The organism is Micromonospora sp. MP36, assembly GCF_008119785.1.
GTDB lineage: Bacteria > Actinomycetota > Actinomycetes > Mycobacteriales > Micromonosporaceae > Micromonospora.
In genome coordinates, this window is sequence record NZ_VSFA01000001.1 from 451,544 (window position 1) to 471,082 (window position 19,539).

At 70.1% G+C, this 19,539-nt stretch carries 15 protein-coding genes and 3 tRNA genes; all 18 read left to right on the forward strand.

The annotated features are described in order from the left end of the window. Positions 1-575 precede the first annotated feature (575 nt). The 18 genes from FXF52_RS02115 (at position 576) to FXF52_RS02200 (ending at position 19,236) form a co-directional block, all read left to right on the forward strand. Positions 576-3,104, forward strand: a complete 2,529-nt coding sequence (locus tag FXF52_RS02115; protein WP_148793444.1) for a bifunctional diguanylate cyclase/phosphodiesterase — start codon at positions 576-578, stop codon at positions 3,102-3,104. A gap of 94 nt (positions 3,105-3,198) precedes the next feature. Next, positions 3,199-3,271, forward strand: a tRNA-Thr gene (locus FXF52_RS02120). Between the two features lie 25 nt (positions 3,272-3,296). Continuing rightward, positions 3,297-3,369: transfer RNA gene (locus FXF52_RS02125), tRNA-Met, on the forward strand. A gap of 130 nt (positions 3,370-3,499) precedes the next feature. After that, positions 3,500-3,667, forward strand: coding sequence for a 50S ribosomal protein L33 (gene rpmG / locus FXF52_RS02130; protein ID WP_067301359.1), 168 nt, complete (start codon positions 3,500-3,502; stop codon positions 3,665-3,667). Between the two features lie 122 nt (positions 3,668-3,789). After that, entirely contained in the window at positions 3,790-4,236 is a 447-nt protein-coding gene (locus FXF52_RS02135; protein WP_148793446.1) for a MaoC family dehydratase N-terminal domain-containing protein, read from the forward strand. A 2-nt stretch (positions 4,237-4,238) separates the two neighbouring features. After that, positions 4,239-4,631 (forward strand): MaoC family dehydratase, encoded by a 393-nt coding sequence (locus FXF52_RS02140; protein WP_148793712.1) that lies wholly within the window; start codon positions 4,239-4,241, stop codon positions 4,629-4,631. Between the two features lie 126 nt (positions 4,632-4,757). Beyond that, a tRNA-Trp gene (locus FXF52_RS02145) sits at positions 4,758-4,830 on the forward strand. Between the two features lie 212 nt (positions 4,831-5,042). Then, the gene (gene secE / locus FXF52_RS02150; protein ID WP_148793447.1) at positions 5,043-5,438 is read left to right on the forward strand and encodes a preprotein translocase subunit SecE; all 396 of its coding nucleotides are present in this window, start codon (positions 5,043-5,045) and stop codon (positions 5,436-5,438) included. Between the two features lie 35 nt (positions 5,439-5,473). Continuing rightward, positions 5,474-6,196, forward strand: coding sequence for a transcription termination/antitermination protein NusG (nusG, locus tag FXF52_RS02155; RefSeq protein WP_148793449.1), 723 nt, complete (start codon positions 5,474-5,476; stop codon positions 6,194-6,196). 184 nt (positions 6,197-6,380) lie between these two features. Continuing rightward, entirely contained in the window at positions 6,381-6,812 is a 432-nt protein-coding gene (gene rplK / locus FXF52_RS02160) for a 50S ribosomal protein L11 (RefSeq protein WP_148793450.1), read from the forward strand. A gap of 85 nt (positions 6,813-6,897) precedes the next feature. Then, the gene (gene rplA / locus FXF52_RS02165; RefSeq protein ID WP_148793452.1) at positions 6,898-7,614 is read left to right on the forward strand and encodes a 50S ribosomal protein L1; all 717 of its coding nucleotides are present in this window, start codon (positions 6,898-6,900) and stop codon (positions 7,612-7,614) included. 76 nt (positions 7,615-7,690) lie between these two features. Further along, positions 7,691-8,725 (forward strand): ATP-binding cassette domain-containing protein, encoded by a 1,035-nt coding sequence (locus FXF52_RS02170; protein ID WP_255471697.1) that lies wholly within the window; start codon positions 7,691-7,693, stop codon positions 8,723-8,725. Then, positions 8,722-9,411 carry a hypothetical protein gene (locus FXF52_RS02175; RefSeq protein WP_148793454.1) on the forward strand — a complete coding sequence of 230 codons (690 nt, stop codon included), beginning with the start codon at positions 8,722-8,724 and terminating at the stop codon, positions 9,409-9,411. The genes FXF52_RS02170 and FXF52_RS02175 overlap by 4 nt, the downstream gene beginning before the upstream one ends. Before the next feature lie 400 nt (positions 9,412-9,811). Further along, entirely contained in the window at positions 9,812-10,357 is a 546-nt protein-coding gene (gene rplJ / locus FXF52_RS02180; RefSeq protein WP_089005205.1) for a 50S ribosomal protein L10, read from the forward strand. A 54-nt stretch (positions 10,358-10,411) separates the two neighbouring features. Next, on the forward strand, positions 10,412-10,798 hold the full coding sequence (gene rplL, locus FXF52_RS02185) for a 50S ribosomal protein L7/L12 (RefSeq protein ID WP_148793456.1): 387 nt from the start codon (positions 10,412-10,414) through the stop codon (positions 10,796-10,798). A gap of 570 nt (positions 10,799-11,368) precedes the next feature. After that, entirely contained in the window at positions 11,369-14,800 is a 3,432-nt protein-coding gene (locus FXF52_RS02190; protein WP_148793458.1) for a DNA-directed RNA polymerase subunit beta, read from the forward strand. Between the two features lie 81 nt (positions 14,801-14,881). After that, positions 14,882-18,769 (forward strand): DNA-directed RNA polymerase subunit beta', encoded by a 3,888-nt coding sequence (locus FXF52_RS02195; RefSeq protein WP_148793459.1) that lies wholly within the window; start codon positions 14,882-14,884, stop codon positions 18,767-18,769. Positions 18,770-18,867: 98 nt separating this feature from the next. Further along, positions 18,868-19,236 carry a hypothetical protein gene (locus FXF52_RS02200; RefSeq protein ID WP_148793461.1) on the forward strand — a complete coding sequence of 123 codons (369 nt, stop codon included), beginning with the start codon at positions 18,868-18,870 and terminating at the stop codon, positions 19,234-19,236. The last annotated feature ends 303 nt before the right edge of the window (positions 19,237-19,539 follow it).

Consider the following 19,539-nt stretch of genomic DNA (forward strand, 5'->3'; position numbering starts at 1 on the left):
GGAAAGATGACGTCAGGGGTCTGGATTTCGGCTCCACGCATGTATGGTGGCCTATGGCCGACGGTGCGGGTCGGTGCCAGGAGCGTTTTCGGTCTGTCCTGGAGGGCTGTGGACGGGACCCTCGGGGGTCGGATGATCGATTTGCGGTTTAGGTCGGAATCCGCGCTGGGCGAAGCGTTCCACCGATCCAGGACGGCTCTGATCTGGCCGGGTGTGCCGTGGGGTGTGGGCCGAACGGCGAAACCTGGCCGCCCCCCGGGGCCGGGCCGGGTCCCGGCGCTTTCCTATGTGCGCGCCCTGTGGCACGATCGTGGAACCCTTAACCCCTGTGACACTCCCCCGACAGGAGTAATCATGTCTGGTCGAAGGTTGGGCCGACTGCTTGGCTCGGTCCTCGCGATCGCCGCCGCCGCAGCGATCGGGTTCAACTTCGGGCTCTTCAACGACGTTGCCGGTCGCCACGTGCAGGCGGATCTCATTTGGACCTCCGCCCCCGCGGACACTGGTTACTGACTGACGCGGGGAAACGTCTGACGGGCAAGGAGCCTGTACGTCCGTAGCCCGTAGGGAGTGCCATGGCCGGTCGTGAACGCTCGCGACGGAGATCTACGGATCACGCCTGGCTCATCACCGGACCACTCGGTCTGCTCGCGGTCGTCTGCGCCACGATCACCGGGTTGGTCTCGGAGCAGCCGCTCGGCAAGTGGACGCTGGCTGCCGCGTTGCTGGTCATCATGGTCGTCGTCGGCATTCCGGTGCTCAACTTCGTGGTCCGGCGCCAGTCGTTCGGCATGACTCTGACCGAGATCCCACTCGTCGTGGCGCTCTTCCTGCTGCCGCCGCTGACGGTTGTGGTGATCTACACCGTCGCATCGATGGTCACCCAGGCCCGGCATCGCCTGCCGCCAGCAAAGTTCTGGTTCAACGTGGCCAAGGCGGCCGCCGGCACCTCCCTGGCCGGGCTCGTGCTCCAGGCCCTTCCGCCCATGCGGGGCGTGGGGCCTGGCACGTGGATGATCCTGTTCACCGCCGTGGCCGCGGTGATCGTCGTCAGCCTTGGCGGCATCGTCGGCGTGCACACCCTCCTGCAGGGCTGGCAGGCCGGGCGAGACGCGCTCCGCACCGCCCCGCCCGCGTTGCTCACCGCCGCGATCAACACCTCGATGGGTCTGATGATCCTGATCGCGATCAAGACCACCTGGTGGTCGGTGCTGCTGCTCGCGGCGCTGGCGGCGGCGCTCGTCCTGGTCTACCGGTCCTACGCGGAGTTCTTCCGGCAGCACCGCACCCTCGCTCAGATGTACGACCTGACCCGCGCCACCGCCGAGCGCGGCCAGGACGGCACCCTCGCGGACGCCCTCCTCGGCCGGGTACGAGCACTGATGCAGGCCGAGTACGCCACCCTCTGGTTGCCCGCCCAAGGTCGGCATCCCGAGTTGCTGCTCACCGCCCGGGTCGACGACCAGGGCCTGCTCGACGTGGTCTACACGCCTGCGGTGCTGCGGGAGCGGGCCGCAACGGAAGGCCGCACGGTGGCGGTCGGCCGGGCTTTCGATGCGGAGCGGGAGGCCCGCCGGGCCGCACATGACGCCAAGGTCAAGGACGTCATCGTGGTGCCCCTGCGTTCGGGTCAGGCGGTGATCGGCACGCTTGAGGTCGTCAACCGGCTGAGCGACGTGGGTCACTTCACCCAGAGCGACATACCGGTCTTCGAGACGGTCGCCGCGCATGCCGCCGTCGCCCTGGAAAACTCCCGCCTGGTCGACCGGCTGCGGCACGACGCGAACCACGACGCGCTGACCAAGCTCGCCAACCGGCGTCGGGTCACCGCGGCGGTGGCCGAGGCGGTCAAGATCGCGGCACCCGGTGAGGTCGTGGCCCTGCTGCTGTTCGACGTCGACCGGCTGCGCCAGGTCAACGAGTCGCTCGGTCACGCGGCCGGCGACAAGGTCCTCGTCGAGGTCGCCGAGCGGCTGCGCGCCTGCGTGCCCTCCTCGGCCCTGGTCGGTCGCGCCGGCGGCGACGAGTTCCTGGTGACCCTGCGGCTGGAGAGCGCCGAGGCGGCGCTGGAACTGGCCGGGCAGTTGCGGGAGCAGATCCGCGACGAGATGGTCTTCGACGCACTCACCCTCGACGTGGACACCGCGGTCGGGGTGGCCGTGCATCCGGACCACGGCAGCGACGCGGTCACCCTGCTCCAGCGGGTGGACCTGGCGACGTCGGCGGCGAAGTCCGTCCCGGGCAGCGTGCAGCTCTACAACCCGGCGCTGGAGTCCCGCTCGTTGCGCCGGCTCGGCCTCGCCAGCGACCTGCGTCGCGCCTTGGACGCCGGCGCCCTGGAGGTCTACTTCCAGCCCAAGGTGACGCTGCGGGACCGGCGCCTGGTCGGGGTGGAGTGCCTGGCCCGCTGGGAGCATCCGGCCCACGGCACGGTGGCGCCGGAGGACTTCGTGGCGGTGGCCGAGCACACCGGGCAGCTGGGCCGGCTCACCGAGTTCGTGCTCCGGGAGAGCCTGCGCCGCAGCCGGGACTGGAGCTACGGCGAGCGGGCGCTCGCCGTGTCGGTCAACCTCGCCGCCCGCACCCTCGCCGACCAGCATTTCCCCACCCTGGTACAAGAGCTGCTGGACGAGTACGGTGTGCCGCCGCAGCGGCTCACCCTGGAGATCACCGAGGCCGGGGTGCTGGACGGCACCGAACGCCCGATACCCACCCTGCGGCGCCTACGTGACCTCGGCGTCCGGCTATCGGTGGACGATTTCGGCACCGGCAACTCGTCCCTGGCCCAACTGCGCCGGCTGCCGGTGCACGAGGTGAAGGTCGACCGCTCCTTCGTGCAGGGGATGGCGACCGACCCGAGCGACCTGGCGATCGTGAACGCCGTGGTGACGCTCTCCCAGCAGTTCGGCCTGGCCGTGGTGGCCGAGGGGGTGGAGAGCGAGCTGACCCTGGAGCTGCTCCAGGACATCGGCTGCGAGATCGGCCAGGGCTTCCTGTTCAGCCGACCCCTGCCGTACGAGCGGCTGGAGGCCTGGTTCGGTGCCCAGGTCGAGCCCGAGACGATCTCGGTCGGCGATCTGCCCCGCCTGCGCGTGGTGCCCTGAGCTGCGGAAACGCGGCGATGGGGGATCCGATTTCACCTCGGGGGCGCGGTCGTGTACTGTTTCCCCTGCGCGACACCCACGGGTGATCGGGCAGGCCCCCTTAGCTCAGTCGGCAGAGCGTCTCCATGGTAAGGAGAAGGTCTACGGTTCGATTCCGTAAGGGGGCTCAAAGGGTCCGGCTGGACCCGCCACGGCGGTGTAGCTCAGATGGCAGAGCAAGCGGCTCATAATCGCTGTGTCGCCGGTTCAAGTCCGGCCACCGCTACTCTCATCCTCCGGGTCACCCGGTGGTCGGTGGGATGGGCGCCACAGGCGCCCACTTTGCGTGTCCGCGCCGTCAGCGCGTAGGCTGATGCGCCGTAGTTGTTACCCGTTAGCGAGGAAGGCACTCCGCCGTGGCGAAGGCGACCGATGTCCGGCCGAAGATCACTTTGGCGTGTGTGGAGTGCAAGGAGCGCAACTACATCACGCGCAAGAACCGTCGTAACGACCCGGACCGCATCGAGCTGAAGAAGTTCTGCCCCCGGGACGGCAAGCACACCATCCACCGCGAGACCCGCTGACCCGCGGCCGGCTCGCCGGCCCGGTCCCGCAGCATCTCCGAAAGCCGATCCGCACGGCCAGCGGCCCCGAGCCGCCCGGCCCGCGCGGATCGGCTTTCGTGTTTTCCGTGTAGGTTCGCGGCATGTCCCTGGACCCGTCCTTCGTCGGCCGGACCTATCCGCCGACCGCCCCCTACCAGGTGGGCCGAGAAAAGATCCGCGAGTTCGCCACCGCCATCGGCGCCACCGACCCGGCGTACCACGACCCGGAGGCCGCCCGGGCGCTCGGCCACCCCGACGTGGTGGCCCCGCCGACTTTCCCCGTGCTGGTCACCATGGCAGCCAGCCAGCAGATCATCGAGGACCCGGCGCTGGGCGTCGACTACAGCCGGGTCGTGCACGGGGACCAGCGGTTCGCGTACACCCGGCCGGTGGTGGCCGGCGACGAACTGGTCTGCGTGAACACCATCGAGGAGATCACCACCCGGGGCGCGCACGGCTTCCTGACCACCCGCACCGACGTGAGCACCGCCGCCGGTGAGCCGGTGGTCGCCGTCTGGTCCAAGCTCGTCGTACGCGGGGAGGCGTGACCGTGGAACTGCCCACCCAGACGTTCCGGGTGACCCGTGCGGACCTGGTCCGCTACGCGGGCGCCTCGGGCGACTTCAACCCGATCCACTGGAGCGACCGGACCGCCACCAAGGTGGGCCTGCCCGGGGTGATCGCCCACGGCATGTTCACCATGGCGCTGGTCGGCCGGGCGGTCACCACCTGGGCCGGCGCGCCGGACGCGGTGGTCGACTTCGGCGTCCGATTCACCCGGCCGGTGGTCGTCCCGGACACCGACGAGGGCACCGAGATCGAGGTCAGCGCGGTGGTCAAGGGGGTCACCGAAGACGGCCTGACCAGGCTCGACGTCACCGCCACGTGCCTGGGGGAGAAGGTCCTGTCGCAGGCTCGGGCGACCGTCCGGACGCCCCGCTGACCAGTCTGTCGGCGCGCGAGGGGCAGACCGGTTGGGAAAGTCGCACGACTACCCGTACACTGGTCCGCCGTGGGGCAAGTGAACCCTGCCTGGCACTGCGTGTCCGGGTGGGGTGAGTTGCCGCACAGGGGTGTAGCTCAATTGGCAGAGCAGCGGTCTCCAAAACCGCAGGCTGCAGGTTCAAGTCCTGTCACCCCTGCGCCTCAGGCCTGACCGTTCCGTGGGTCGCGCCGCCGCAGGGCGGCGTTCGGCCCGTGGTGGTGGCACCGGCGGGGTGGTTCCGAGGCATTCGGGGCCCTCCCGGTCGGTCCGCCGGCCGCGGCCCGTCGCGGGACGGTTGGTCCGGCCGGCGTGAGCACACGTCGCGCACGCCCATCGGCGTGCGACCCGATATCCCGCACGGAGGGCGAAGTGGCCGAGAACAAGCGGCGCGGCGAGGACGCCGGCGACGAGCGTCTGCCTGAGGACGCGGTCGTCGACGACGTGACCGCCGAAGACGACGCCACCGACGCGGACGAGCCGGTCTCCCGGGGCGGCACCGCCACCCGCAAGCGGGCCCGCGCCGAGTCGACCGAGGGCCGGAAGACCCGGAAGGACACCGAGCGGATCGGGCTCTTCGCCCGCATCGCGCGGTTCTTCCGCGAGGTCGTGGCCGAGCTGCGTAAGGTCATCTGGCCGACCCGCAAGGAGCTGCTGACCTACACGGCTGTGGTGGTCACCTTCGTCGCGGTGATGCTGGCGATCGTGGCCGGCCTGGACTACGGCTTCGCGAAGGCGGTGCTGTGGGTCTTCGGCAACCCCAGCTGACCGGCTACCAGCGATACAGACGGAAGTGAGCGAGCGTGCCTGAGTACGACGAGACCGCCGAGACCCCGGACGAGCAGTCTCCGGTGGCGACGGCGGCCAACGATGAGTCGGTCGAGGCCGCCAGCGCGCCGGAATTCCCGACCACCGAGCCCGCGCCGGACGAGGAGTTCGACCCGGTCGCCGAGCTGCGCCAGAAGCTGCGCTACGCTCCCGGCGACTGGTATGTGGTGCACTCGTACGCCGGCTACGAGAACAAGGTCAAGACCAACCTCGAGACCCGGATCACGTCCCTCGACATGGAGGACTACATCTACCAGGTCGAGGTGCCGACCCGGGAAGAGGTCGAGGTCAAGAACGGCAAGCGGTCCCAGGTGCAGGCGAAGGTCTTCCCGGGCTACATCCTGGTCCGGATGGAGCTGACCGCCGAGTCCTACTCCTGCGTCCGCAACACCCCCGGGGTCACCGGCTTCGTGGGGGCGACCGACCGGGCCGACCGCCCGGCGCCGCTGAGCCTCGACGAGGTGCTCAAGTGGCTGGCCCCCGCGGTCGAGGCGGTGGAGAAGAAGGCCAAGCCCGAGGTCAAGGTCCTCGATTTCGAGGTCGGCGACTCGGTCACCGTCACCGACGGCGCCTTCGCCTCGCTGCCGGCGACGATCAGCGAGATCAACGCCGACCAGCAGAAGCTCAAGGTGCTGGTGTCGATCTTCGGCCGGGAGACCCCGGTCGAGCTCAACTTCAACCAGGTCGCCAAGATCTGACGTACGTCGGGCACCGGCGGTGGGCTTCCGGCCCGCCGCCGGTGCGTCGTTTCGCCGTCCCGCCTACCTCGGCGGCGGGGGCGACGGAAGTCTGCGCTAACCTAGAACGTCGCCGCTGTCGCACCGCGCTGACCGTGCGCGCCCGCGGCCGGCGAGAATCCCGTTCCAAGTCCCAGGAAGAGACATGCCTCCGAAGAAGAAGCTCGTCAAGACGTTCACGCTTCAGCTGCCGGCGGGCCAGGCCACCCCGGCGCCGCCGGTCGGCCCCGCGCTCGGCCAGCACGGCGTGAACATCATGGAGTTCTGCAAGTCCTACAACGCGCAGACCGAGTCGCAGCGGGGCGACATCGTCCCCGCCGAGATCAGCGTCTACGAGGACCGCACCTTCACCTTCGTGCTGAAGACCCCGCCCGCCGCCCGGCTGCTGATCAAGGCCGCCGGCGTGCAGAAGGGCTCGGGTGTCCCGCACAAGGAGAAGGTCGGCAGCGTGACCCGCGCCCAGGTGCGGGAGATCGCGGAGAAGAAGATGGCGGACCTCAACGCCAACGACCTCGACCAGGCCGAGAAGATCATCGCCGGCACCGCCCGGTCGATGGGCCTCAACGTCACCGACTGACCTCGCCTCAGCGCCTCACCCGATCAGTTTCGTGGGAGGGCCCGCGGACGTCGCGGCCCGCCATAGACCACAGGAGTAACGAGAAATGCAGCGCAGCAAGAGCTACCGCAAGGCCGCCGAGGTCATCGACCGGTCGAAGCTCTACTCTCCCGCCGAGGCCGTCAAGCTGGCCAAGGAGACCACCTCCGTCAAGTTCGACGCCACGGTCGAGGTCGCGATGCGCCTCGGCGTCGACCCCCGCAAGGCGGACCAGATGGTCCGTGGCACGGTCAACCTGCCGCACGGCACCGGTAAGACCGCCCGCGTGATCGTCTTCGCCGCTGGCGCGAAGGCCGAGGAGGCCGCCGCCGCGGGTGCGGACGAGGTGGGCACCGACGAGCTGGTCGCCCGTATCCAGGGCGGTTGGCTGGACTTCGACGCGGCGATCGCCACCCCGGACCAGATGGCCAAGATCGGCCGGATCGCGCGGATCCTGGGCCCGCGCGGCCTGATGCCGAACCCGAAGACCGGCACGGTGACCATGGACGTCGCCAAGGCCGTCTCGGACATCAAGGGCGGTAAGATCACCTTCCGGGTGGACAAGCACTCCAACCTCCACCTGATCATCGGCAAGGCCTCGTTCACCGAGGCCCAGCTGATCGACAACTACGCGGCGGTGCTGGACGAGGTGCTGCGGTCGAAGCCGTCCGCGGCCAAGGGCAAGTACCTGAAGAAGGTCACCCTCACCACCACCATGGGCCCGGGCGTCCCGGTCGACCCGAACGCGGTGAAGAACCTGACCGAGGCTGCGGCCGAGGCCTGAGCCAGACAGCCCCGACGGGGCCCCGCCACCACGTGGCGGGGCCCCGTTCGTCTGTCCGGTGTGGCAGGCTCGCCCCATGCGGCTGGAGGACGTCTGGTTGCGCTACCACCGGCGCGGTCCGTGGGTGCTGCGCGGTGCGGAGGTGCGGATCGACCCGGGCGACGTGGCGGTGGTGCTCGGGCGCAACGGCGCCGGCAAGTCCACCCTGCTCCAGCTCGCGGCGGGCGTGCTCCGGCCGAGCCGGGGCCGGGTGGTCGACCGCCCGGCGGCCGTTGCCTGGGTGCCCGAGCGGTTCCCCGCCGACCAGCCGTTCACCGTCGGCGCGTACCTCACCGCGATGGGCCGGGTCGCCGGCCTCGGCGCGCCGGTGGCAGACCGGGCGGTGCGGCACTGGGTCGACCGGCTCGGCCTGGCCCGGTTCCACGGGGTCCGGCTGCCCGAGCTGTCGAAGGGCACCGCCCAGAAGGTGGGCCTGGCCCAGGCGATGCTGCGCCCGCCCGGCCTGCTCGTCCTCGACGAGCCCTGGGAGGGGCTGGACGCCGCCGCCCGCGAGCTGGTGCCCGAGGTGATCGGCGAGGTGCTGGCCGACGGCGGCGCGGTACTGGTCAGTGACCACCGCGGCGAGACGGTCCGGCTGCCCGGCGCGCGGCAGTGGACGGTCGCCGACGGCACGGTCACCGAGCAGGCGCCGTCCGAGGGCGCGGCCGTGGCGGTGGTCGAGCTGGCGGTGCCGGCCGCGCGGGTCGCGGCCGCCGTCGCCCGGTTGCGCGCCGACGGCCACCACGTTCTGCGGGTACGCGACCACGCCGCCCCGCCGCCTGCCACGCGCCCCGCCGGGCCGTCCGCCGACCTGGTCCCGCCTTCCGCCGCTCGTCCCGACCCCGGGCCGGCCGCGGACTCCGTCGCGCCGTCCGCCGCGCTCCCCGAGCCTGGGACGCCTGCCGGCACCACCCTGTCTCCCACCGGGCGTCCCGAGCCCGGGCCGGCCGTCGATGCCGGCATAGCTTCGGCTGGCGACCCGATGGCCGGCGTCCCCAGCCCGGTCGAGCCGGCCCCCGTCGCCCTCGACGGCCATGCACCGGCCGACCAAGCCCCGGAGGTGGCCCGGTGACCGGGCTGGTCCGGCTGCGGCTGGCCGGTTTCCTGCGTACCGGGCGGGCGCTGGCGCCGGTGCTGGCCGGCCTGCTGGCCCTCGGCATCCTCTACGGCGGCGGCCGGGCCCGCCCGGCGGAGGCGTACGGCGTCTCGGCGGTGGTGCTGTTCCCGGTGCTGGCCTGGCAGACCAAGCTCTTGCTGGACGTCGAGCCGGACGTGCAGCGCCGGCTGGCCCGGGTGCTGGTCGGCCCGGCCCGGGAGCGGGCGGCCGGCCTGCTCGCGGCGGCCGTGGCCGGGCTCGGCACGGTGGCCGTCGCGCTGGTCCTTCCCTGGCTGGTCGGCGGGGTGACCGTCGAGACCGGGCCGGGGGACCTGCCGGTGGCCGCCGGGGTGGCCCTCGGCCTCTGGGCCCACCTGCTCGCCCTGCCGGCGGCCGTGGCGCTCGGCGCCCTGGCGAGCCGGGCGGTCACCCGCAGCGCCGGGTACGGCGTGGCGGTGCTCGCGGTCGGCGTGGTCGGCACCCTGGTCCTGGGGCTGAGCAGCTCGGTGGCGCCGTGGCTGGTGCCGCCGGTGATGCCCACCGCCCGGGCGCTGACCGGCGCGCTGACCGCCTCGACGGCACTGCTGCTGAGCGCCTGGGCGCTGTTCTGGGCGGTGGTGGCCCTGAGCGGCTACGCCTGGGTCCGCCGAACCCGCGCCTGATCGACCCGGAGTGCCGCTCACCGGCGGCTCCCGCCCTGCCGACGGCGCGAGGTGCGGCACCCAGAGTCGATCACCGAACCGGGCCGGGGTGACGGGCGGCACTCCGGGGGCGATTTGGCGGTACGGGACAGGTCGCGTAACCTTGTGCCGTAGTTCCACCCAGAGACCGCTGGTCACCGTGCCCTGGCACGGTCGAAGGTCCCGCGATGACGGGCGACCCGCGCAGGGCGGCAAGCGAAAATCGGTGCTGTGTGTGGTCCGCCGACCGCGCCCGTTGTGCCGGCCCTCGCCCCGTGCGCCCTGCGCCGGGGCTTTTCTCGTTGTCGTGATGCCTCCGCCGCCGTCGTGAGCGTCCGCTCGTCGCCGGCGTACCAGCTCCGAGCAACGAGAGAGGAGGGACATGGCGGACAAGCCGATCCGGGCCGACAAGGCCACGGCCGTCGCCGAGCTGACCGAGAGCTTCCGCAACGCGGGGGCGACCGTGCTGACCGAGTACCGCGGGCTCACGGTTTCCCAGCTCACCCAGCTGCGGCGCTCGCTCGGCAAGGAGACCAGCTACACGGTCGCGAAGAACACGCTGGCCAAGCGTGCCGCGACCGAGGCGGGCATCTCCGGCCTCGACGAGCTGTTCACCGGTCCTACCGCGCTGACTTTCGTTTCGGGCGACGTCGTCGAGGCGGCGAAGGGGCTTCGCGACTTCGCGAAGGCCAACCCGAAGCTCGTCATCAAGGGCGGTGTCTTCGAGGGCAAGGCCATTTCCGCGGCCGAGGTCACGAAGCTCGCCGACCTGGAGTCCCGCGAGGTGCTGCTGGCCAAGCTGGCCGGCGCCATGAAGGGCAACCTGAGCAAGGCCGCGGCCCTGTTCCAGGCTCCGCTCTCCAAGGCCGCCCGTGCGGCGGCCGCCCTGGCGGACAAGCGCGAGAAGGAGGGCGCCGAGGCGGCCTGAGGCCCCGCGGCGCACCCACGTTCTTAGTCAAACCATTAGGAAAGGACGCCAGACATGGCGAAGCTCAGCACCGAAGAGCTGCTCGACGCGTTCAAGGAGATGACGCTGATCGAGCTCTCCGAGTTCGTGAAGCAGTTCGAGGAGACCTTCGAGGTCACCGCCGCCGCTCCGGTCGCCGTCGCCGCGGGCCCGGCTGCCGGTGGCCCGGCCGCCCCGGCCGAGGAGGAGAAGGACGAGTTCGACGTCATCCTCGACGCCGACGGTGGCAAGAAGATCCAGGTCATCAAGGTCGTGCGTGAGCTGACCGGCCTGGGCCTGAAGGAGGCCAAGGACCTGGTCGAGGCCGCGCCGAAGCCGGTCCTGGAGAAGGTCAACAAGGAGACCGCCGAGAAGGCCAAGGCCAAGCTCGAGGGCGAGGGCGCCAAGGTCACCCTCAAGTGACCTTGCGTTGACCTGACGCGCGTCCGGCTCACGTGAGCCGGGGCACACCGCGTCGCGGCGGGCGGTGATCCGGGAACGGATCGCCGCCCGCTGTGGTTGGCGGTACCGGTGGCAGCGGCGTGAGCAGGGCGTACAGGTTCCTCGCACCGGCCTCACAGCGGCGCCTGTCGGTAGCCCGTCGGTGGGAAAGACACCCCGAGCGGTAACCGGCCCTTGACGCGGCACCCGGCTGCCAGGCACGCTGACACCAGCAAGACCTTCCGCGCTTGCAACGGCCACCTCTTGGGTATGGCAGCGGCAGCACGATCGCCGTGACACCCGAGCGGCCCGGCAGGAGCGTCGCGTTCCGAGCGGCCCGGTAGACCTGATTTCGAGGGTCCCGAGGCAAGTTCCGCGACGACCTGCGGGGTGGGCTGGACAGCGGTTAGCCTCTCGGCTACACTGCTAGTTTGCGCTGCCTTCCGACTTGACCCCTGCTCGGAAATGTCCGATTGCGGATATTTCTGGTGGGGTCATTGGAGTGCACGCGTACCAGCCGTTCTGCAGCACCGGTCCTCGGAAGGACGCATCTTGGCAGCTTCCCGCCCTGCGAAGACCAGTCGTACGTCGAGCGCTTTTGCGCCCCGCCGAGTTTCTTTCGGCAGGATCACCGAACACCTCGAGGTCCCCAACCTCCTCGCCATTCAGAACGAGTCCTTCGACTGGCTCGTCGGCAACGAGGCTTGGCAGGGCCGGTCGGCGGACGACCCGCACGCACGCTCGGGTCTCGCGGAGATCCTCGACGAGATCAGTCCCATTGAGGACTTCTCCGGCACCATGTCGCTCTCCTTCTCGGCTCCGCGCTTCGACGAGGTCAAGGCCTCGATCGAGGAGTGCAAGGAGAAGGACCTGACCTACTGCGCCCCGCTGTTCGTGACCGCGGAGTTCACCAACAACACCACCGGCGAGATCAAGAGCCAGACGGTGTTCATGGGTGACTTCCCGATGATGACGCCGAAGGGCACCTTCATCATCAACGGCACCGAGCGCGTCGTGGTCAGCCAGCTCGTCCGCTCGCCGGGCGTCTACTTCGACAAGCAGCCGGACAAGACCTCCGACCGCGACCTCTCCAGCGTCAAGGTCATCCCGAGCCGGGGTGCCTGGCTGGAGTTCGACATTGACAAGCGCGACACGGTCGGCGTCCGCATCGACCGCAAGCGCCGGCAGGCCGTCACCGTCCTGCTCAAGGCCATCGGGTGGTCCGCGGAGCAGATCCGCGAGAAGTTCGGCTGGTCCGAGCTGATGATGACCACGCTCGAGAAGGACCACATCGCCGGCCAGGACGAGGCGCTGCTCGACATCTACCGGAAGCTCCGTCCGGGCGAGCCGCCGACCCGTGAGAACGCCCAGACCCTGCTGGACAACCTCTTCTTCAACCCGAAGCGGTACGACCTGGCCAAGGTCGGGCGATACAAGTTCAACAAGAAGCTCGAGATCGACGTCCCGATCACCACGGGGACGCTGACCGAGGACGACATCGTCGCCACCGTCGAGTACCTCTGCCGGCTGCACGCCGGTGAGGAGGGCTACGAGGCCGACGACATCGACCACTTCGGCAACCGGCGCCTGCGTACCGTGGGCGAGCTGATCCAGAACCAGGTTCGGGTCGGCCTGTCCCGCATGGAGCGGGTCGTCCGCGAGCGGATGACCACCCAGGACGTCGAGGCGATCACGCCGCAGACCCTGATCAACATCCGCCCGGTGGTGGCGGCGATCAAGGAGTTCTTCGGTACGTCGCAGCTGTCCCAGTTCATGGACCAGACCAACCCGCTGGCGGGCCTGACCCACCGGCGCCGGCTGAGCGCGCTCGGCCCGGGTGGTCTGTCCCGGGAGCGGGCCGGCTTCGAGGTCCGCGACGTGCACCCGTCCCACTACGGCCGGATGTGCCCGATCGAGACGCCGGAAGGCCCGAACATCGGTCTGATCGGCGCCCTGTCCACCTTCGCCCGGGTCAACCCGTTCGGCTTCATCGAGACGCCGTACCGGAAGGTCGTGAACGGTCGGGTCACCGACCAGATCGACTACCTGACCGCGGACGAGGAGGACCGGTTCGTCAAGGCGCAGGCCAACGCCCCGTTGAAGTCCGACGGGTCGTTCGCCGAGGACCGCGTCCTGGTCCGCCGTAAGGGCGGCGAGACCGAGGACGTGCCGCCGGAGGCCGTGGACTACATGGACGTGTCGCCGCGGCAGATGACCTCCGTGGCGACCGCGATGATCCCGTTCCTCGAGCACGACGACGCCAACCGCGCGCTCATGGGTGCGAACATGCAGCGCCAGGCGGTGCCGCTGGTCAAGGCCGAGTCCCCGCTGGTCGGTACGGGCATGGAGTACCGCGCGGCGGTCGACGCCGGTGACGTCGTCGTCGCCGAGGTCGGCGGTGTGATCGAGGACCTCTGCGCCGACTACATCACCGTCCACCAGGACGACGGCCACCGCCGGACGTACCTGCTGCACAAGTTCCGCCGCTCCAATGCCGGCTCCTGCGTCAACCAGAAGCCGGTCGTCTTCGAGGGCGACCGCGTCGAGGCCGGTCAGGTCATCGCCGACGGTCCGTGCACCGACGAGGGCGAGATGGCGCTCGGGCGCAACCTGCTCGTGGCGTTCATGACCTGGGAGGGCCACAACTACGAGGACGCGATCATCCTGTCGCAGCGCCTCGTGCAGCAGGATGTGCTCACCTCGATCCACATCGAGGAGCACGAGGTCGACGCCCGGGACACCAAGCTCGGCCCGGAGGAGATCACCCGCGACATCCCGAACGTCAGCGAGGAGATGCTCGCCGACCTCGACGAGCGCGGCATCATCCGGATCGGCGCCGAGGTCGTCCCCGGCGACATCCTGGTCGGCAAGGTCACCCCGAAGGGTGAGACCGAGCTGACCCCGGAGGAGCGGCTGCTCCGCGCGATCTTCGGCGAGAAGGCGCGGGAGGTCCGGGACACCTCGCTGAAGGTGCCGCACGGTGAGACCGGCACGGTCATCGGCGTGCGTACCTTCTCCCGGGAGGACGGCGACGAGCTGCCCCCGGGCGTCAACGAGCTGGTCCGGGTCTACGTGGCCCAGAAGCGCAAGATCCAGGACGGTGACAAGCTCGCGGGCCGTCACGGCAACAAGGGCGTCATCTCCAAGATCCTGCCGATCGAGGACATGCCGTTCCTGGAGGACGGCACCCCGGTCGACATCGTGCTGAACCCGCTCGGCGTGCCGTCCCGGATGAACATCGGCCAGGTCCTGGAGACCCACCTCGGGTGGGTGGCCAAGACCGGTTGGAGCGTCCAGGGCGACGACGAGGAGTGGAAGCGCCAGCTCCGCTCGATCAACGCGCACGAGTCCGAGCCGGACACCAACGTGGCCACCCCGGTCTTCGACGGTGCTCGCGAGGAGGAGATCGCCGGCCTGCTCGAGTCGACCCTGCCCAACCGGGACGGCGACCAGCTGATCGGCCGTACGGGTAAGGCGCGGCTGTTCGACGGTCGCTCCGGCGAGCCGCTGCCGGACCCGATCGCGGTCGGCTACATCTACATCCTGAAGCTCAACCACCTGGTCGACGACAAGATCCACGCCCGGTCGACCGGCCCGTACTCGATGATCACGCAGCAGCCGCTGGGTGGTAAGGCGCAGTTCGGTGGCCAGCGCTTCGGTGAGATGGAGTGCTGGGCGATGCAGGCGTACGGCGCCGCCTACGCCCTGCAGGAGCTGCTGACGATCAAGTCCGACGACGTCCTCGGCCGGGTGAAGGTCTACGAGGCGATCGTCAAGGGCGAGAACATCCCCGAGCCGGGCATCCCGGAGTCGTTCAAGGTGCTGCTCAAGGAGCTGCAGTCGCTGTGCCTCAACGTTGAGGTGCTGTCCAGCGACGGTGTGGCCCTGGAGATGCGCGAGACCGACGACGAGGTGTTCCGGGCCGCGGAGGAGCTGGGCATCGACCTGTCCCGGCGCGAGCCGAGCTCGGTCGAAGAGGTCTGAGGTGAGCGGTCGGGGGCCGGCTCGCCGGCTCCCGACCCCACCCAATAGCTAAGCAGTACAGACGACGACATAGGGGACATAGTGCTCGACGTCAACTTCTTCGACGAGCTGCGCATCGGCCTCGCCACCGCCGACGACATCCGTCAGTGGTCCCACGGCGAGGTCAAGAAGCCCGAGACCATCAACTACCGCACCCTGAAGCCGGAGAAGGACGGGCTCTTCTGCGAGAAGATCTTCGGTCCGCAGCGGGACTGGGAGTGCTACTGCGGTAAGTACAAGCGGGTCCGCTTCAAGGGCATCATCTGCGAGCGCTGCGGCGTCGAGGTGACCCGCTCCAAGGTTCGCCGGGAGCGGATGGGTCACATCGAGCTGGCCGCTCCGGTGACCCACATCTGGTACTTCAAGGGCGTGCCGAGCCGGCTGGGCTACCTGCTGGACCTCGCCCCGAAGGACCTCGAGAAGATCATCTACTTCGCCTCGTACGTCGTGACGAGCGTGGACGCCGAGGCGCGTCACCGCGACCTCTCGACGATCGAGAACGAGATCCTGGCCGAGAAGCGGCAGGCCGAGAACAGCCGCGACTCGGAGATCGAGAAGCGGGCCGCCAAGCTCGAGGCCGACCTGGCCGAGCTGGAGGCCGAGGGCGCGAAGGCGGACGTCCGGCGCAAGGTCAAGGAGGGCGGAGAGCGCGAGATGCGCCAGATCCGCGACCGGGCCCAGCGCGAGATCGACCGCCTCGACGAGGTCCTCGACACCTTCCGCAAGCTCGAGCCCAAGCAGCTCGTCACCGACGAGCTGCTCTACCGCGAGCTGCGCGACCGCTTCGGTGAGTACTTCACCGGCAGCATGGGCGCCGAGGCCATCAAGGCGCTGGTCCAGAACATGGACCTCGACGCCGAGGCCGAGAGCCTGCGCGAGACCATCCGTACCGGCAAGGGCCAGCGGAAGATCCGGGCGCTCAAGCGGCTGAAGGTCGTCGCGGCGTTCCAGAACACCCGCAACTCGCCGCTCGGCATGGTGCTGGACTGCGTCCCGGTCATCCCGCCGGACCTGCGGCCGATGGTGCAGCTGGACGGTGGTCGCTTCGCGACCTCCGACCTGAACGACCTCTACCGCCGGGTGATCAACCGGAACAACCGCCTCAAGCGGCTGATCGACCTCGGCGCGCCCGAGATCATCGTCAACAACGAGAAGCGGATGCTGCAGGAGGCCGTCGACGCGCTGTTCGACAACGGCCGCCGCGGCCGGCCGGTCACCGGCCCGGGCAACCGCCCGCTGAAGTCGCTGTCCGACATGCTCAAGGGCAAGCAGGGCCGGTTCCGCCAGAACCTGCTGGGCAAGCGCGTCGACTACTCGGGCCGTTCGGTCATCGTGGTCGGCCCGAAGCTCAAGCTGCACCAGTGCGGCCTGCCCAAGCAGATGGCGCTGGAGCTGTTCAAGCCGTTCGTGATGAAGCGGCTGGTCGACCTCAACCACGCCCAGAACATCAAGTCCGCCAAGCGGATGGTGGAGCGGCAGCGGCCGGTCGTCTGGGACGTGCTGGAGGAGGTCATCGGCGAGCACCCGGTTCTGCTGAACCGGGCGCCGACCCTGCACCGGCTGGGCATCCAGGCCTTCGAGCCGCAGCTGGTCGAGGGCAAGGCGATCCAGATCCACCCGCTGGTCTGCACCGCGTTCAACGCCGACTTCGACGGTGACCAGATGGCGGTGCACGTGCCGCTGTCCGCCGAGGCCCAGGCCGAGGCGCGGATCCTGATGCTGTCGTCGAACAACATCCTCAAGCCGGCCGACGGCAAGCCGGTCACCATGCCCACCCAGGACATGGTCATCGGCCTCTACCACCTCACCCACCTCACCCCCGGTGGTGCGGGCGAGGGCCGGGCGTTCAGCTCGGACGCCGAGGCGCGGATGGCGTACGACAACGGCGAGCTGCACCTGCAGGCCCCGGTCAAGATCCGGCTGCGGGACATCGTCGGGGTCGACAACGGCGCCGGCGCCGAGCCGTGGGTCGCGCCCGAGGGCTGGGTCGAGGGCGAGCCGGTGACGGTGGAGACCACCCTGGGCCGGGTCCTGTTCAACGAGACGCTGCCGCCGGGCTACCGCTTCGTGAACTACGAGATCCGCAAGGGTCAGCTCTCCGCGATCGTCAACGACCTCGCGGAGCGCTTCCCGAAGGTGGCCCTGGCGGCCACCCTCGACGGGCTCAAGGAGGCCGGTTTCCACTGGGCCACCTGGTCCGGCGTCACCATCGGCATGGAGGACGTCATCGCTCCGCCGCGCAAGCGGGAGATCCTGGAGCGGTACGAGAAGGAAGCCGACCGGATCGACAAGCAGTACCAGCGTGGTCTGATGACCGCCGAGGAGCGCCGCGGCGAGCTCATCGAGATCTGGACCAAGGCGACCAACGAGGTCGCCAAGGAGATGGACACCGCGCTGCCGCAGGAGAACCCGCTGTGGAAGATGATCAACTCGGGTGCCCGCGGTAACCTGCTCCAGCTCCGGCAGATCGCGGCGATCCGTGGTCTGGTGGCCAACCCGAAGGGTGAGATCATCCCGCGGCCCATCAAGGCCTCGTACCGGGAGGGTCTGTCCGTGCTGGAGTACTTCATCTCCACGCACGGTGCCCGTAAGGGTCTCGCGGACACCGCCCTGCGTACCGCCGACTCGGGTTACCTGACCCGTCGTCTGGTGGACGTCTCGCAGGACGTCATCATCCGCGAGGAGGACTGCGGCACCGACCGCGCCATCCCGATGCAGATCGGCGAGCGGATCGACGGCAAGCTGGTCGTGCACGAGCACGCCGAGACCAGCGTGCACGCCCGTACCCTGGCCGACGACATCAAGGGGCCGGACGGCACCGTGGTGGCCGAGCGGGGGCAGGACATCAACTCGATCCTGGTCGACAGGATCGTCGCGGCCGGGGTGGAGACCGTCCGGGTGCGCAGCGTGCTCACCTGCGAGTCGAAGCTGGGCGTCTGCGGTGCGTGCTACGGCCGCTCGCTGCCGACCGGCAAGACCGTGGACGTCGGCGAGGCGGTCGGCATCATCGCCGCCCAGTCGATCGGTGAGCCGGGTACGCAGCTGACGATGCGTACCTTCCACACCGGTGGTGTCGCCGGTGAGGACATCACCCAGGGTCTGCCCCGGGTCCAGGAGATCTTCGAGGCCCGGGTCCCGAAGGGTAAGGCGCCCATCGCCGACACCCCGGGCCGGATCCGGATTGAGGACGGCGAGCGGTCGCGGAAGATCATCGTGGTGCCGGACGACGGCAGCGACGAGATCGTCTACGACAAGATCTCCAAGCGGGTCCGGCTGCGGGCCCACGACGGGGACCACGTCGAGGTCGGCGAGAAGCTCACCGAGGGCACCATCGACCCGCACGAGCTGCTGCGTATCCTCGGCCCGCGCGCGGTCCAGGTCCACCTGACCCAGGAGGTCCAGGAGGTCTACCGCTCGCAGGGTGTGCTCATCCACGACAAGCACATCGAGATCATCATCCGCCAGATGCTCAAGCGGGTGACGGTCATCGACTCCGGCTCGACCGAGTTCTTGCCGGGCGTGCTGGTCGACCGGGCGCTCTTCGAGTCGGAGAACCGCCGGCTCGTCTCCGAGGGCGGCGAGCCCGCGGCGGGCCGCCCGGTGCTGATGGGTATCACCAAGGCCTCGCTGGCCACGGACTCCTGGCTGTCGGCGGCCTCCTTCCAGGAGACCACCCGGGTGCTGACGGACGCGGCGATCCACGCCCGCAGCGACTCGCTGATCGGCCTCAAGGAGAACGTGATCATCGGTAAGCTCATCCCGGCCGGTACGGGCATCAGCAAGTACCGCAACGTCCGGGTCGAGCCGACCGAGGAGGCGAAGGCCAAGGTCTACTCGATGACCGGCTACCCGGAGACCGACTACGGCTTCGGGCCGGCCAGCGGCCAGGCGGTGCCGCTGGACGACTTCGACTTCGGGTCGTACCGCTAAGCACCAGCAACGACGAGGCCCCCGGCATCCGCCGGGGGCCTCGTCGCGTCTGCTCCTACCGAGCGCCGGCCGGCGCGTGGCGGGGCATGATGGACGGCATGACGACCGCGCCCGGGCAGGTGCCCGTCGCCCAGCAGGGGCCGCGCCATCCCCTCGACCCTGAGCCGGTCCGCTCGACGAAGGCCCGTGCCGTTTTCGCCCTGGGGCTGATCGGCGGGTTGACCGGGCTGTTCATCGGCGGGGTGGTGCCGTCGACCATCGCCCTGTGGCTCGCCCGGCAGGCCCGGCGGGAGGCGTACGCCTCGGGCGGGTTCCTCACCGGTGCGGACTGGCTACGGCGCGGGGAGCGGCTGGCCTGGGCGGGTCTGGTGCTGTGTGCGGTCGCGGTGGTGGCGGCCGTGGTGATCGGGGTGGTCCGGCTCGCCGACGCCCCCTTCGGGCACGACTACCCCCCGAACGTCGACTGACCGGGCGGGGGCCCCGCGCCCGGACCCGCCGGCGGGAGCCGCGACGGTAGCCTGGCCGGTGTCCGCCGCGTGGCGGGTGAGTCGCGTCGACAGGAGGACCCCGTGACGGAACCGGCCCCATCGCCGGGGGACGACCCGACCCGGTCCGTCGCCGGGCCGGAGTCCGCCACGCCGGGCCCGGCACCCGCCAGCCCGTGGGCCGCGCCGAGGGTCGGGCCCGACGAGGGGCCGAGCGCGTCGCCGGAGCCCGCCAGCCTGGGGTACGCCCCACCGCCGGTCACCCCGCAGTCGTCCCCGCCCGGG